This window comes from Streptomyces sp. NPDC044003 (assembly GCF_056435185.1).
Window position 1 is genome coordinate 1 of sequence record NZ_JBWKFA010000026.1, and the last position, 14,345, is coordinate 14,345.

Below are 14,345 nucleotides of genomic sequence, written 5' to 3' on the forward strand. Positions count from 1 at the left end.
CTGCTGGATCAGTTCCCTCAAACCGGGTGGAAATGGGACGACACCAATCCCACGCGCTCCTGACCACTGCCCTTACGGAATGTGTGCCAGAACCCATAGCCGAGAGCGGTTGTCCGCGACGTTCAGGATCACTTCGTGATCGCCGTCGTCCGGGATGCCGGCGGGAAATGGGCACACCTGCGACTGGGCACAGGGAAGGTCCGGGTTGCGCAGAGCCTGTCAGAGTCGGGTGGCACTCTGGGCGCGTGCTGATCGATGGATACGAGGATGCTTCTCTGGTTGCGGCGGAGGATCTGCCGGCCCTGCCGGGGTTCTGGGCCGCATACCTGCTGTGGATGTGCCAGACCGAGAAGAACGACCCGGATCCGCTGTGGTTCGGCGCGGACGAGGCCGACGCGGACGCGGCGTACGAGGCCCTGACCGACGAGGAACGCTGGCCCGTCTTCCGTATCCCTTTCGCCGACGGCCACAGCGTGCTCATCGTGGGCCGCAACATCGCCGACGACCTGGGCACGGAGTACTTCATCTCCCACCCCGAGTGGGACCGGCACGGCCACCTGGCCACCATCGACGGGCACCAGGCCGGCCCCGGACTGTCCTGGTGCGAGCTCACGCACATCGCCGACACACCCGACCCCAGGGCACCCGGCATCCACGCACCGCACGTCCGCCTGCTGCTCCTGCTCCCGGCCCTCGGAGACAGCAACCTGCCCACTGGCGCGGCCGCACTGATCAGCGACGCGCTCATCCGGGTAGGCGTCGCCGAGGACCAGGCGCCCGAGGTGGCAGATGCCCTCCTCCACGACCACCCCCTGTGGGAACCGGCGGAATGGGCCCTGCCCTCACCGTCCCCGCTCTCCGGCACCGCGCAGCAATTTCCCGGCATCCTGCACTGCGACGAGCCTCACAGCCCGCGCTGCGGAACCCGCCTCGCCCAAGGCATCACCCGCGAACACAGCGACCGGCTGGCCCGAGCACTCGGCACCTGGCCCACGCCGTGACCACCTGCCTCGAGTCAACAAGTACACGAGACGGACAAGTTCACGTAATTCCCCAGGTGCCTGCAGTCGCTGGTGACCGTCATGCACGGTTGTCAGTGGCTGCCGCCAGCATGCGTAGATGACCTCAACCGACGACCTTGCGCGGGCCCGCCTTCTTGAGCTGGTCGGTGCCATCGAACCGTGGGATGACCTGGAGTGCACCCACCTGGAGTCCACTGTGCAGTGGATTGCCGGCGGGGCCCCGATCTACCGGGTACGCAAGCCGGATGTTCCGGCGATGCATCTGGTGAGCTACTTCGTTGCCCTCGACGACAGGCGCGGGCAGCTGCTGCTTGTCGCGCACCGCAAGGCGGGCCTGTGGCTGCCGGCCGGCGGGCACGTCGAGCCGGGTGAGGACCCGTGGGCCGCGGTGGTCCGCGAATGCCGTGAGGAGCTGGGCATCGAGGCGGTGGCCTCTCCGATCGCCGGCGCGCACCCCTTCTTCCTCACCGTCACCCGAACCCGGGGGCAGCGCGCGCACACCGACGTCTCGCTGTGGTACCTCCTCCATGCCGATGCCCACACCATCACCTCATACGACCAGGGCGAGTTCAGCGGAATCCGGTGGCTGACCGACGAGCAGGTGCTTGCTGAGTCACTCGAGCTGCTGGACCCCCACATGCATCGCTTCACACGCAAGCTGCAGCACGCCCGGACCAAGAAGCGTCGCGGGTAACCTCCTCACGGTGTCCGCGGTGCCGTGCAACCCCGCCACGACGGGGCCGACACCAGCACCGCTCACCTCCGTGATCCCCATGGGGAGTCGCGACCGACGGCAGGGAACCACGTGCCGCTCAAACAGCCAGAAGCGGGGAACTGCGTAACCGCCGACAGCTCCCCGCGCGCGCGGGGATGGTTCCGTCAGTCCGAGCTCGGCGGCGATGTTCGAGAGCTGTCCCTCGCGTGCGTGGGGATGCGCGAGGGGTGGTGGTTTGGGTGTGGTGGGTGCTGTTCACGATGGTGAGCAGCGCGGTGACCCAGTCGAGGTCTTTTTGGCGTCTATCAGGACGTCGGACCGAGGTTCGGCTTGCCTTGCTGACGGCGTTGCGCTCGGCCGACGACTGGCGGGACGTCTAGTGTCGGCTTGTGGGACAGCCCGATCAGCGCGCCGAAGGCGCGGGACCGTTCACGACCCGCCTGACCTGGCAGCCGCCCGGCGGTGGCACGGCCGTCTGGGAATCCCGGCTCGCTCGGCGCCGAGGCCTTATCGCTGTCAGTCCGCCTGGCGCGGCCGGCGTCCGTGATGACAGCGCCGGTGACACTGCCCTCGCCCGGCTGCGCAGGCTCAACATCGTGGCCGCCACTGCCTTCGTCATCGGCGGAGCACTTTTCGCGGCCGGCGCCGCCGTCGCTCAATTCGGCTCTGGCGACGCCACCACCTGCGCCTCGATCTACTTCGCCGGCGGCCTGTTCTTCAACACCGGTGGTTACGTGTCCCTGCTCCAGGTGATCAACGCCCCGCGCCATGTGCCCGGCGGGGAAGGCGCCCTGTTCGCGCGACGGTGGCGGTGGTGGAGCTATGAACCGATGAGGGTCGACTGGCTGAGCGCCTTCGTCCTGTTCGCCGGCACCCTGGTGTTCGCCGTCGACCTGCTCGATTCCTTCCTCCAAGGCCTGACCGTCCATCAGGTCAACCGGCTGATCTGGGCCCCCGACGTGATCGGCTGTGTGCTCTTCCTGATCTCCGGCCACCTTGCTCTCGTCGAGATCTGCCACGGCCGGCCGTGCATCCGACAGCGCAACCTCGGCTGGTGGATCGTCGCCGTGAATCAGCTGGGCTCCGTCCTGTTCATGATCTCGGCACTCGCCGCCTACACACGCCCCGCCACCGGCAGCCTGATCAACGCCGACATCGCCAACTTGGGCACCCTGACCGGTGCCCTCTGTTTCTCCGCGGGCGGCATCCTCCAGTACTACGAACGTCCCTGACCCGACCTGAAGACCCAGGACGAAAGCGGCTTCATCCCTGCTTGCACGGATGATCCCAACGCTGGCGGCACGGCCGTGATCAAGGCCCACTGTTCCCCGCACCCGCGGGGAGATCCCACCCGGGCGCGGTTCGCTCCCCGCTCGCCTGGGCGAGGGCTTTCTGGAAGGGGACGACCTCCCCGGTCGGAGCCTCGATGACGGCGTTTCGGCAGCCCCGGATATTTGAACGTGTGGCACAGCGCTCCTGGCCTCACCGCACCTGCCTAACCGAGATGCAGTGGACAATCCGAACGTGACGACGAACGCCTCAGGCGCGGAGAATGTGGAAGCGGCATGGCAGGAGTTGCTCGACTCCGAAAGGGTGAGCGCTGAGTTGGTTGCGGCGGCATACGCCGAGCCGCGGCTACGGCAGCTCTTCCCCTGGATCGGAATGTGGGAGCTGCACTTCAGCCGCTGTACTGAGCAGCGTTGGACATGGGACGTGCCCTACATCGGCCCGACGGCGGCCGGCCCGGGCCACGCCGGGCCGTACTACGTTGAGGGGCCTTCGCGGACTCAGAAGATCGGGAGAGCTGATACAGCGCGGGAGGCGATCGCGATGGTCGTTGAGCTGCTGCCGTCCAATTGCGGCCCTGCGTTCAACGGCACACCCGAAGAGCTGGCCACGTATGACAGGAGAAGGAACCTGTGATCGTCCGGCTTTCTCGACTGCGTGGGCGGTTCTGACAGCGTGGCCGACCAGCGCCCGGCTACCGAACGGCTGATCCCGTTGTTGTGGCGCGGGCGGTGAATCGGTACGTGATGACGGGGCTCCGTCAGCCCGCTCGACGGAGGCAGGCGGCGATGGCGGGCGCCGACGTTCCACCTCCAATGGACAATGCCCACGGCGCGTACTCCGGGATCCTCCTGGGGAAGACCGTGAGCTTCTGGCTGGGGAACTGTGTGAGCGACCACAAGTGGTTCAGATCGAGCTGTGACTGCGATAGATCTGCAGGACGCCGACTGCTCTCCGCTCGCGCGGGGATGGCCCCCAGCCACAGCGCGGCCCCGCGCCGTCGCAGGCCTGCTCCCCGCTTGCGCGGAGATGGTCCCTAGGGCGCAGCGGCCGGCCCGTCGGAGTCGGCCTGCGCCCAGCCTGCGCGGGGGTGGTTCTGGCCTCTGTCAGTTCGGCGGGTGTTGCGCTTGGCTGTCGGCGGTTGTGGGTGTGGTGAGTGCTCGGGGCCTGGGAGGCTCTCAGCCTGTTGTTCCTGGTGAGGAGTGCTGCTGTGAGGGTGTGGTGAGTGTGGGGGAGGGGCTTCTCATACGCCCGTTTCTGCTCCCTGTACTCGGGGGGATGGTCCTATTGGCTTCATCGAGCAGTAGCGACGTCGCTTGGCGATGAGTTTGGGTTCTGGTCCAACTTCTGTGGAGCCCTCACACTCTGTAACCTGCCGGGACTGGATGGCCCTTCGTCACTCGCTGACAGACCTGTTTGGGATCATGCCCGCATGGACTTCGACCTCGCCCCACCAAACGGCGTTGGCCCGTTGCGGATCGGTATGACTCGACACGCGGCCAACACCGCGTTGGACTCGCTCCGCGATCCTTCTGCGATCTCGGAGTCCGACCGGCCCGGACAACACGTGTTCCGTCCTAGCGGGCTGATGATCAGCATCCATTGCGTGCGCGACATGCTCGAAGCTATCGAGCTGGCAAGGCCCTCGTCCCAGACGGATCGGGTGTTGTTCCAGGGCGTGGACGTGTTCGCGCTTCCGGCCCGCGAGGTTGTCCGGCGCGTCGGTGAGCTCACCTCGATCGGGGAAGATCCTGACGGCGATGCTTCATTCATCGCCCCGGACTTGCTGCTGAGCTTCTGGCGTCCGTTCGCAGCCGACGATGAGCCGGAAGAAGGACGGGGCTACTACTTCAGTTCGGTCCTACTGGCGCGGCCTGGCTACTACGACTCCCCTGCTCAGGCTGCGGAGCGACTCCGGCAGAGCTCGTGAGTGTCCCGTCAGGATGCCGGCAGGACTCTTTTCCGCAGCAGACCGAAGCCAGCCCGGCCGTACATCTGGCGCTTGATCATTTTGATCCGGTTGACGTGGCCTTCGACAATTCCGGAGCTCCACGGCAGTGTGAGACCAGCGGTGACGGCGGTGAGATCGCGTTCGAGGCCGTTGACGAAGGTGTGGAGGCTGGGCAGGTCGTCAGCGCGGACCGCCTTTCATGAACTCCGCGAGCGCGACACGGCGTTCACGCTCGGCTGTGTAGTCGCGGACGTACGCCCACTCGCGGGTGAGCGTCCCGTTATGCCTCTCCACCTTCCCGTTCGTGCGCGGCGTGTACGGCCTGGTCCGCTTGTGCTTCGTACCGGTCGCGGCGAGGGCGTCAGCCCAGGTCGTAGACCGGTAGCAGGCGCCGTTGTCGGTGAGGCAGCGGCGGATCGGTGTGATGCCGTGGGCGGCGAAGAAGGAATCGGCACGGTGCCAGAAGGCGACCGCGGTGACGGCCTTCTCATCGTCCAGGGCCACGGTGCAGGCGAGCCGAGAGTGGTCGTCGAGCGCCGAATGCAGGTACGTGTATCCGACTTTGCCGGTGTCGGGACCGGTGCGTTTGGAAGCGCGGGCGGACTCGGTGCCGACGCCGTGCATCCGCCAGCCGCCGCCGGTCGGGATGCGTCCGAGCTTCTTGATGTCGACGTGGACCAGGTCGCCGACCCGGTCGTGCTCGTAGCGGATGACCTCGCGCAGCTGCTCGCCGGTCGGTGGATCGAGGTCCCGGAGCCGGTTGAGTCCTCGCCTCATCAGGATGCGGTGCACGGTCGCAGGCGCGAGTGTGACGCCGTGCAGCCGCTGTAGGTCGGTGGCGAGTCGGGCTGGTCCGTGCTTGGTCTGCCGCCGCAGCGCCTCCACGAGGTCAGCGGTGTCCTCGGGGGTGCGGGCGGGACTGGTGGCGGGGCGGGAGGAGTGGTCGAGCAGTCCGTTCTCGCCGTGCGCGCGCCAGCGGGCGTACCACCTGGTCAGGCAGCGGCGGGAGATCCCGGCTTCCGCAGCGACGTGCGCGATCGGATGTCCCGCGTCGATCCGCAGACACAAGCGCAGACGTCTTTCGGGGGTCAGCGGGGCGTTCGGATGTCCTCTGCTGGTGGCGCTCCTGGACTCGGTTGCCGCGTTCACGGGAAGCCCTGGGGTCTCAGGGCTCCCGCGTGATTGGTTGTGCGTGGCGTCAGCGTGCGAACTTTTCGATGGCCGCCGGGGTGACGGGGGTGAAGACGTTGACGAGGTTGCCGTCGGGGTCGCGGAACAGCAGCGACCGGTTGCCCCAGGGCATCGTGGTGGGCTCGTTGACGAAGTCGGTGACGAAGCCGGTCAGGTTCTGGTGAACGCGGTCCACGTCGTCGACGAGGAACTCGGTGATCACGCTGTGGTTGTCCGCCGGGCGGGCAGAGCCCGGGGCGAACAGCGGGACAGTGCGGGTGCCGGCGATCGCGAGGGTGGCGCCTGGGGTCTTGAGTTCGGCGAAGTCTTCGGTGGCCCACGTCGCCCGTGCTCCTGTGGCTCGCTCGTAGAAGTCGACGAGGCGCGCTACGTCGCTGGTGATGATGCGGATCGAGACGAAGTCCATGGGAATCTCCTTGGTCGTGCTGGAGGCGTGCACGTCGCAGGCTAGGAGAAATAGTGGACAGAATCGGTCCTGTATTCGCGTTAGGCTGCGGACATGCCTCGACCCACCGGCCGCGTGCTGACCCTCCTGGAGCTGCTGCAGTCGGGCGGCACCCGGACTGTGGCCGAACTCGCCGACCGGCTCGGCGTCGAAGGGCGCACCGTGCGGCGATATGTGGATCAGCTGATCGACCTGGACGTGCCCGTGGAATCGGTGCGCGGCCGCTACGGCGGGTACCGGCTCGCCCCCGGGTACCGCTTGCCTCCGCTCATGCTCAGCGACGACGAGGCGCTGGCCGTGCTGCTCGGCCTGGTCGCCGGCCGCCGAGCAGGATTGACGACGACGGAGCACACGGCAAGCGAGACGGCATCGGCCAAGATCCGGCGGGTGCTGCCCAAGCACATCGCCCATCGACTCGACACACTCCTAGAAGCTCTCGCCTTCACGGATCAGCCCAGCGAGTTGGACCACCCGGACGCTGGGGTCCTGCTCACGATCGCCGATGCGGTGCGCCACCGCCGACCGGTCTCGATCCGCTACACCGACCGTGACGGACGGCGCAGCGAACGCACGCTGCACGCGTACGGGATCGTCGCCCATGGGGGCCGGTGGTACGTCACGGGCAAGGACGCCCAGATCGGCGAGAACCGAACCTTCCGGCTCGATCGCATCGCAGACGCGCGGACCCTGCCCGGCTCATTCGAAGCGCCAGCGGGTCCCGGTCCGGCACAGCGCGTGTTGGCAGGGTTCGCCACGGCCGAGTACCGGCATGAGGTGACCTTGCGGATCCACGGGACAGTTGAGCAGATCCGCGCCCACCTTCCGGTCAGCGTCGCGAGCCTGGAGCAGCACAAGTCCGCGGCCGGCGAGGACCGGGCGACCGATCGCTGGCTGCGCGTTGAGCTGCGGGCGGAGCGGCTCGACTGGTTGCCCCAGGTACTCGCCTCACTCGACCGGCCGTTCGTCATCGAGCGCCCCGATGAACTCCGCGACCTCGTCATCGCGCTCGCCGATCGCCTCACGTCCTATGCCCGCCGAGCCTGACAGCGAGGAACCAACGTCATGAGATGGCACAATTAGCCCGGGTCGCAAGGAGTCGGACTGCGGGACGGTGCCAGCGCGTTGGCTCGCCGACTCCACCGACTCTACGAACGCAAGCCAGAACACTTCCTAGCCTTCACAACCATCGCCACCAGCCTCATCAACTGCCGACGGCTCACCAAGTGACGTTCTAATCGGCGTCGCTGACGGCTGTGCGAGAGGAACTCGTGGTCACGATGTCGATGGCGGTACGCAGAGTCGTCTCTTGCCAGCCGAGCAAAGCGCGAGTGATCGCGATCGACTGGATGATGCTCATGCCGTGTTCAGCCAGCAGATCCTGAACGGCTTCCATCCCTTCGCCCGCGAGGACGGGGCGGCATTGCTCGACGAGCGCACTCCATCGCGCCGCTTCCTCGGACCGCAGCCCGACGATGTGGTCGAACATGGCTAGACCTGCTTCCCTGAACTTGCGCGAGCGATAGTCCCGGTCTGTTGGCCGTGTCGTGCGGCGTAAGCACGGAAGTCGAAGAAGCCCAGACCACCTACCTTGCATTCGGTGTCGATCTCTTCGAGCGTCCAGCAGCGGCCGGAGTAGTCGTCGACGGCGACGCCGCCAGCTTCGAGGACACCTGACAACAGAGCGCGGACCTCTGCAGTACCGTCGATGTGGCTGGAGACGCTGACAAGCAGGGCCCAGGTCGGGCGATGGCCGAGCGCGGAGTCCAGCAGGCGTACGTCCTCGGGAGTCCAGCCGACGAACAGGTGATCGTCCTGCTCGTCCATGAAGTCGATGAAGAGCTTTCCATCCGACCAGTACCCGTCCTTGCCAGGCATCAGCCGGTCGAGCCGTGCGGCTGTCGCAGTCGACTCTCCAGTGGGGAACACGTAGACGCTGCGCATGGGCGGAGCGTAAATGGCGACGCAGGGCTGTGGCCAGGAAGTTTCAGCTCGGCCATGGTTTGCCCTGGCCGATGGCGGCAGTGCGAGCGGCGAGTCCGCTGAATGACGGGATACCGAGGCTCACCGTTGAGGTACTTCGTCGCCCTGCTGACGCGGGCTCCACCGGCGCTACGAACGCAAGCCAGCACACTTCCTCGTATACCGACGCCGCACCAAGTGAAACGACGTCTTAACGCACGGGACAGCCGACAGCTGCTCCACGAGCGCCTCGTACAGATCCGCCATGCACGCCCACGCCGCGCCACCTTCTGACCACCGGGCAGGCGGTCATCCCCGCCTGTGCGGGGATGGTCCCAGGTGCGGGATCATCTCGACGGTCATGCCGATCTGCTCCCCGCTCGCGTGGGTATGGTCCTTCCGCGCAGGCCTGGCTTGTCGACGCTGATGGCTGTTCCCCGCTGGTGTGGGGTTGGTCTGTGTTCCCGGTCGCTTCGTTCGCTTTGGTCGCTGTGTTGTGTGGGGTGGTGGTGAGTGTTGCCGTGTACTGACCATGTCTGGGGCGTGCTTACCACTGCACTTACCATGGCTGTTCCCCGTGCCGGCGGGGATGGCCCCGCAGGATCGTTGGTGGTCAGGCAGCGCGCGTCGTGTCCCCGCTCGCGGGTGCCGACGGGGTGCCGGCGGTTCTGCTCCCCGCGCTCGCGGGGATGGTCCTCGCCTTGAGGTGACGAGTTGTGTTCGTGGGGGGATGGTTCTCTGCTCTGCTGCGCTGGCTGGGCTTTTTGTTCTCTGTTCCCGCCCCGCTCGTGCCCGGGGCGTGGGGTTGGGGTTGCTGGTGCTCAGGCCGGGTGATGCGGTTTTCGTAAGTGGGCATCGCAGGCACACTGTATGCGGGTTCCGCATACAGGCCATTTACGCGTTTTCTGTATACGGTGTGGGAGTGCGCGGGCCTGTCCTTCCGCCTGCCGGCAGCCCGGCTGCTTGCCCAGGACCCGCCCGAGCCCCCGCCCCGCATCCGCACCGTGAGGCCGATGTGAGCGCACAAGCTGTCTCTCCGGCCGTCTTCCCGACTGCCATCCCCGTCACTGTGCTGCTGGACGCCACCGAAGACGTTGCCGTCACCCGCGCCGCCCTGGCCGCACACCACCCGTCCGGCTGGCCGCATCACCGTTCACCCCGCCCCCGGCCAGCCACCACCAGGCGCTCGCCTTCGACGTCCTTGCGGCCCTGGGCAAGCCGCCCGAGCTACCAGGTCCTCGAGGCAGACAAGGCACGACTGCCCTGGGGCGCGGCCGCGGCATGGCGACACGGTCCACTACGACCACCTCGACGCCACCGCTTCCACCCTCACCTTCCATGACCGTTACAGCCGTCCGCCGCGACGACTTCGCGACCATCTGCCGCATCTACACCGTCCTGGCCTGGGCGCCCCCTTTCCTGCTGGCCGTGGCTCATCTGCGGCCCATCTGCTCCGCTGCTCCTCGCGCGGTGACGGCTTCCTCCTGCCCCACCGGCCCCGCACCCTGCCGTCTCTGACGGACTTCGCCGAATACTGCTGCCTGTGCCCACCCCAGCCGGCGCCTCCTCAATGCCCCCTCGCCAGGCGAAGAGCGAAGGAGACGGCTGGCTCGTCCAAGATCCAGTGGTACGACGCTGTCTCCACCCCACCTTCGAGACCGTCAGCTACGAGCAGTGGCTGCGCCCGGCCCGATGACAGCCGCTGCGTTCTCCTCCCGGTGTACTCCTCGTCCCCGTGGCCTTGCATGTTTCTGGGTGGGTGATGCGGTTTCTGCATATGGGGACGAAAGGCTACTCAATCTTCGGTCGCAGGAAGCCACTCTTGTGGTGAAAAGCCGTCGAAGGCTTGAGCTACCTCAATCCCGAAGTAACTCACCTCTCCGTGACAAACACTTGGCAAGTGCAGTCCTACACGAGAGGAACCTCGCAGAGATCGAAGCTTGCTTGGCTGATCGTTTTGCCGCCGGCACCAGCCCCCAAGCTCCCAAGACTGCAGCCCTTGCCAACGAAGTTCGAGTGCGCCGCGCACTCCTGACCGATGTCGCCGAAGGACGCCGCCACATACCCGACATCCTCAGCGAACCTGGACCCGTCTTGCTGCGAACCCATGCGGTCGCACTTCTGAGTGCGGCTCACGGCTGGGACAGGCTTATTGAGACGATGCACCAGCATCAGGTCAGCATCGAGGCTGGTTGCGTACCCGAACTCACTGATCGCATCCTCGCTGCGCACTATGGGCTCAGGAACTCCTCGCGCCCGGGAACACAGATGGTGGGAGGAAAGACCCCCGACGAAAAGACAGCGGATGCAGCGGCCCGACATGCGCTGCTAGAGCGGCTTCGCCGCGGCAGCCTTGCTCTTCCTGACGCGTTGGGATCTCCCGTCGATGGCCCAGTTCCACTGTCCATACGCGTGCCCTCCTTGGTGCGAGCCCTTGTACGTAATCCAGAAGAGCGCAACGTGATCGTTCGGGAGTTTGCGGGAACGAAGGCCCTTCGTCTGGACGCACTGAACACAAGAAGGCGTGACGCCCTCGTCCGTGTTCTGACTGGTGCAATTCATGCCAAGAGGACTGGCAGCCCGTCCTCCGTCAGCTTCCCTTCGGCGACGCCTTCGGCCAGGCCGGGGCCGACGAGCCCGAAGTAGTCGGCCCTGCCCCGAGGCAGGACAGTGAACCCGGCAGGGATGACCCGGGACTCCAGCGCCTGCACGCGCTCCGGTGTGATGCCGCTGCCGGGACGGCGAAGGATCCCGGGCCGCACAGCGCGCCCGGGGGTCCTGCCCGCCAGTGTTACGTCCCCGCCCACTTCAGCCCGAGCGTCAGACTGCCCATTGGAGTCCGAGGGCTGCCAGTGCCTGGAGTTTGTCTGTGGTGAGTTTGGCGCGCCTGGTCTTGCTGTTACTCAGGAACACCCCGAGCTTGACGTCTGTGCCGTCTTCAAGTCGCTCGACGTGCCTCCTTGGTACCCGTAGGTGTCCTTCGCGTGCCTTGTACTGCGCGAGGGCGGTAACACCCTTCTCGAAGGCGCTCACGGCCGTCGTGGGCGGCTTCACGGACGGTGTTTCCGGCCTGGGTGTGTGGGGGAGGACGCCGATGGCCTGCAGGCGTTCACGCTGCCCGCCGGTCAGGGCTGCCCAGACCTCGGGCTTGCGCTGCCGGGCGAGCCATTTCCCGATGTCCATCCCGTGGACGGTGACCCCGGGTTCGACGTACGCGAGGATGGTTTCCTCGGCGAGCATCTCCCGTACCACGGCGTAATGCCGCTGCCATGCGGCGGGCCACACCGGGTTCCAGTCCTCGTCGATCGCCTCCAGCGCCGTCTCCCACTCCGGCTTGCCGTCCAGCGCACCCGGACGCCGAAGATTCGACAGCCACTGCCCCACCGGCTTGTCCAGCACCGACGCGGACCGCGGCGCGCACAGCGTCCAGTGCTCCTCGTAGTACACCCGGGCCGCCGCCAGGTTCTCCTGGAACCGCTCGTCCGCGACGCTCCAGACCATGCCCAGCCTCTCCAGGCGCTCCGCACGCTTGCCGGTCATCTGCCCGGCCCCGAAGGCCCGTCGCTGCTCCGCGACCCAGGTTCCGAGCGGGAACGCGCCCTCCTTGTGCTCATAGGGCACCCTGGCGTGGCCCTCACGCTCGGTGAACTGCTTGAGCTTCGCCCAGCCACGCGCCCAGTCCTGCCGCTCGGTGTCGATCACGTTGAAGCTGACCCAGTCCGCGACCATCACCGGGTCACGCGGGGCGGCAAAACGCAGCAGCAGACGGGACTCTTCCTCGCCTTCCTCAGGCGGCGGACCGATGTATTCGGACGGCTGCACCACGTCCCTCTGAGGCTCCTGAGGGATCGCTAGCAGTTCCACAGCCTCTTCATCATGAGCCCGCAGACCCTCAAGAACCTTCACCAAAGGCCTGTACGACCCCGACGTGAACATATCCTCAGCCCGTTCTCCCGGCTGGAGGAACACGGGCACGATCAAAGAGGCGAGTTTCCCCTCTCCCGGCCTCTGCCGCAGAGCGCGGCCGATGGCCTGCACGATGTCATGCGGCGCGCCCTTGGGGTCGAGCAGCGCGACCGAGTCCACGGCGCGGATGTCGACGCCCTCGCCCAGGACCCGGCAGTTCGAGAGCACCGCCCGCCAGGGGGTGATCCCGAAGCCGTCCAGAACCTCCCGCCGACGCTCGCCGGCATGCTCGCCACACAACCAGTCCGCCCAGACCCGCTGCGGGTACCACTCCGGCCGATTCGCATGCAGCTTCGCCGCCACCCGCCCCAGACCCTCCGCATACGCCTGCGCCTCGACCGTACGGTGATGGAAAGTAATGCACGTACTCAAGCCGTGCTGCGCCATCGCGTGCAGAAGCGCGGCCTGCAGCGCCCCAAGACGCTGCCCGCGGACCTCCTCGCTGTGCCGGCCCTCGCCCATCAGCCGCTCCGGCGTGACCACCGGATCTCGGAGCTCCAGCACGATGATCTGGTACCGCGCGAGCAGCCCACGCGACACGGCCGACGCGAGCGACAGCCTGTACAGCACCGGCCCAAAGACGGCCTCGTCGTCCATCGAAGCCGCCATCTCCCGCGGCAACGCATCCCGCACCCCCTCCGCGACCTCCCAGTGCGCAGGCCGCTCCTGCCAGATCCGCGGCGTCGCCGTCAGATACAGCCGCCGGTACGCCGGGATCACGCCCTGGTCATGGATGCCCGCCCACGCCTTACCCATCGACCCCGACGTCCGGTGCGCCTCATCCACCACCGCCAGGTCCACCGGCTCCAGACGCTGCCCGAAGGCACCTTCGAACGCGTCCGCCAGAACACCGAGACTGGAGTACGTCCCGAAGATGGTCACCGGCCCCGTCCCATGCCACAGAGCCAACTGGACGGAGTTCGTGGTGGAACGCACCTTGAGGCTCCACAGCGCCGGATCGTCCTGGAGCGAGCACACCGCCACCGCCGCCCCCGAGTGCCCGGCCGCACGCCACGCCTGGACAGTCTGGGTCAGGAGATCCAGCGTCGGCACCAGCACGAGAATCCGGCCTTTAGGCGCAAGACGCTTAGCTGCCGCAGCCGCGATGATGGTCTTTCCCGTCCCACATGCAGCGTGCACCTGCCCGCGCAGTCCATGCACCGGAATCCCGCCAGGCGGAATATCGAGACCGTGCACAATGGCGGCCACGGCCTCAATCTGGTGTTCACGCAGTTTCAAAGACATTCCCGTATTCCCCTTGTCGCGGAATGTGGCCTGCAATCCGAAAGAAGTCCGGCGCGGTGATTGGTGGGACGGGGTGATGGTGCCTGATCCCAGATTCTACACAGTCAACATTCGTGATGCATCATCTTCGTGACAGGTCGCCCTGTAGGCTGAAACTTGGTCGAACCCCCCCGTACACACGGCTCGTGCGATAGGCTACTGAAGTATCGGCGAGTGTAAGTGACTGGTTCCGAAGGTGAGGGAGAGGTTCGGGTGGAGCGCAGCGGAGCCCGTCACTGCGGTGGGGCCGGCACTCGTTCGGGCCCGACGACCCGTCACCCCCACTGCGAGATAGTGGCTGTGATTCCCAGTCGGTACACAGGCCGCGCGCGATACACCCGCCCCCGTAGCCAGCCTTGGCATCCGCGCTTGCGCGGATGCTCATAATTCGCGCTTGCGCGAATTATCCCGCCTTTGAATTCCGCTTGCGGAATTCTGTTCCGGCGCAAGCGCCGGAATCCGAATTGCGCTTGCGCAATTCACGCTCTATGCCCCGGCTTGCCGGGGCATATCCCGCTCCGCGGG

The 14,345-nt window shown here is 66.7% G+C and carries 13 protein-coding genes and 2 pseudogenes; 8 read left to right on the top strand and 7 right to left on the bottom strand.

Annotated elements, in window-relative coordinates:
- Window positions 1–245 precede the first annotated feature (245 nt).
- From AC07AW_RS41095 to AC07AW_RS41115, 5 genes are all read left to right on the top strand, one after another.
- On the top strand, window positions 246–1,001 hold the full coding sequence (locus tag AC07AW_RS41095; protein ID WP_478820575.1) for a hypothetical protein: 756 nt from the start codon (window positions 246–248) through the stop codon (window positions 999–1,001).
- A gap of 118 nt (window positions 1,002–1,119) precedes the next feature.
- On the top strand, window positions 1,120–1,716 hold the full coding sequence (locus AC07AW_RS41100) for an NUDIX domain-containing protein (RefSeq protein ID WP_478820576.1): 597 nt from the start codon (window positions 1,120–1,122) through the stop codon (window positions 1,714–1,716).
- 410 nt (window positions 1,717–2,126) lie between these two features.
- On the top strand, window positions 2,127–2,969 hold the full coding sequence (locus AC07AW_RS41105) for a hypothetical protein (protein WP_478820577.1): 843 nt from the start codon (window positions 2,127–2,129) through the stop codon (window positions 2,967–2,969).
- Window positions 2,970–3,261: 292 nt separating this feature from the next.
- Window positions 3,262–3,660: a DUF6193 family natural product biosynthesis protein gene (locus AC07AW_RS41110; RefSeq protein ID WP_478820578.1), complete on the top strand. Its 399-nt coding sequence runs from the start codon at window positions 3,262–3,264 to the stop codon at window positions 3,658–3,660.
- A gap of 796 nt (window positions 3,661–4,456) precedes the next feature.
- Window positions 4,457–4,954 carry a hypothetical protein gene (locus AC07AW_RS41115; RefSeq protein WP_478820579.1) on the top strand — a complete coding sequence of 166 codons (498 nt, stop codon included), beginning with the start codon at window positions 4,457–4,459 and terminating at the stop codon, window positions 4,952–4,954.
- A gap of 8 nt (window positions 4,955–4,962) precedes the next feature.
- Here the strand turns inward: AC07AW_RS41115 and AC07AW_RS41120 are convergent.
- The 3 genes and pseudogenes from AC07AW_RS41120 to AC07AW_RS41130 all read right to left on the bottom strand — a co-directional run.
- Window positions 4,963–5,124: pseudogene (locus tag AC07AW_RS41120) on the bottom strand (ISL3-like element ISMdi2 family transposase); the annotation flags it as partial.
- 31 nt (window positions 5,125–5,155) lie between these two features.
- A complete protein-coding gene (locus AC07AW_RS41125) occupies window positions 5,156–6,124 on the bottom strand; it encodes an IS481 family transposase (protein WP_478820580.1) in 969 nt (322 codons plus the stop codon).
- A 49-nt stretch (window positions 6,125–6,173) separates the two neighbouring features.
- A complete protein-coding gene (locus AC07AW_RS41130) occupies window positions 6,174–6,572 on the bottom strand; it encodes a VOC family protein (RefSeq protein ID WP_478820581.1) in 399 nt (132 codons plus the stop codon).
- A 93-nt stretch (window positions 6,573–6,665) separates the two neighbouring features.
- Between AC07AW_RS41130 and AC07AW_RS41135 the strand changes: the two genes are divergently transcribed.
- Both AC07AW_RS41135 and AC07AW_RS41140 read left to right on the top strand, forming a co-directional pair.
- A complete protein-coding gene (locus AC07AW_RS41135; protein ID WP_478820582.1) occupies window positions 6,666–7,655 on the top strand; it encodes a helix-turn-helix transcriptional regulator in 990 nt (329 codons plus the stop codon).
- 84 nt (window positions 7,656–7,739) lie between these two features.
- A pseudogene (locus AC07AW_RS41140) lies at window positions 7,740–7,838 on the top strand (IS5/IS1182 family transposase); the annotation flags it as partial.
- A 4-nt stretch (window positions 7,839–7,842) separates the two neighbouring features.
- On the opposite strand, the gene AC07AW_RS41145 reads toward AC07AW_RS41140, so the two are convergent.
- Complete coding sequence (locus tag AC07AW_RS41145; protein WP_478820583.1) at window positions 7,843–8,097, bottom strand: hypothetical protein; 255 nt, start codon at window positions 8,095–8,097, stop codon at window positions 7,843–7,845.
- A gap of 2 nt (window positions 8,098–8,099) precedes the next feature.
- On the bottom strand, window positions 8,100–8,552 hold the full coding sequence (locus AC07AW_RS41150) for a hypothetical protein (protein ID WP_478820584.1): 453 nt from the start codon (window positions 8,550–8,552) through the stop codon (window positions 8,100–8,102).
- A gap of 1,356 nt (window positions 8,553–9,908) precedes the next feature.
- On the opposite strand from AC07AW_RS41150, the gene AC07AW_RS41155 reads away from it, so the two are divergent.
- On the top strand, window positions 9,909–10,088 hold the full coding sequence (locus AC07AW_RS41155; protein WP_478820585.1) for a hypothetical protein: 180 nt from the start codon (window positions 9,909–9,911) through the stop codon (window positions 10,086–10,088).
- A gap of 390 nt (window positions 10,089–10,478) precedes the next feature.
- Here AC07AW_RS41155 and AC07AW_RS41160 read toward each other — a convergent pair whose 3' ends face one another.
- Both AC07AW_RS41160 and AC07AW_RS41165 read right to left on the bottom strand, forming a co-directional pair.
- A complete protein-coding gene (locus AC07AW_RS41160; protein ID WP_478820586.1) occupies window positions 10,479–10,802 on the bottom strand; it encodes a hypothetical protein in 324 nt (107 codons plus the stop codon).
- A 588-nt stretch (window positions 10,803–11,390) separates the two neighbouring features.
- Window positions 11,391–13,781 carry a helicase associated domain-containing protein gene (locus AC07AW_RS41165; RefSeq protein ID WP_478820587.1) on the bottom strand — a complete coding sequence of 797 codons (2,391 nt, stop codon included), beginning with the start codon at window positions 13,779–13,781 and terminating at the stop codon, window positions 11,391–11,393.
- Window positions 13,782–14,345 lie beyond the last annotated feature (564 nt).

What these genes read in the sequence shown, in the direction of transcription:
- AC07AW_RS41145 (WP_478820583.1), bottom strand. Translation starts at nt 8,097, where the DNA reads ATGTTCGACCACATCGTCGGGCTGCGGTCCGAGGAAGCGGCGCGATGG.
- AC07AW_RS41150 (WP_478820584.1), bottom strand. Translation starts at nt 8,552, where the DNA reads ATGCGCAGCGTCTACGTGTTCCCCACTGGAGAGTCGACTGCGACAGCC.
- AC07AW_RS41155 (WP_478820585.1), top strand. Translation starts at nt 9,909, where the DNA reads ATGACCGTTACAGCCGTCCGCCGCGACGACTTCGCGACCATCTGCCGC.
- AC07AW_RS41130 (WP_478820581.1), bottom strand. Translation starts at nt 6,572, where the DNA reads ATGGACTTCGTCTCGATCCGCATCATCACCAGCGACGTAGCGCGCCTC.
- AC07AW_RS41165 (WP_478820587.1), bottom strand. Translation starts at nt 13,781, where the DNA reads ATGTCTTTGAAACTGCGTGAACACCAGATTGAGGCCGTGGCCGCCATT.
- AC07AW_RS41115 (WP_478820579.1), top strand. Translation starts at nt 4,457, where the DNA reads ATGGACTTCGACCTCGCCCCACCAAACGGCGTTGGCCCGTTGCGGATC.
- AC07AW_RS41100 (WP_478820576.1), top strand. Translation starts at nt 1,120, where the DNA reads ATGACCTCAACCGACGACCTTGCGCGGGCCCGCCTTCTTGAGCTGGTC.
- AC07AW_RS41135 (WP_478820582.1), top strand. Translation starts at nt 6,666, where the DNA reads ATGCCTCGACCCACCGGCCGCGTGCTGACCCTCCTGGAGCTGCTGCAG.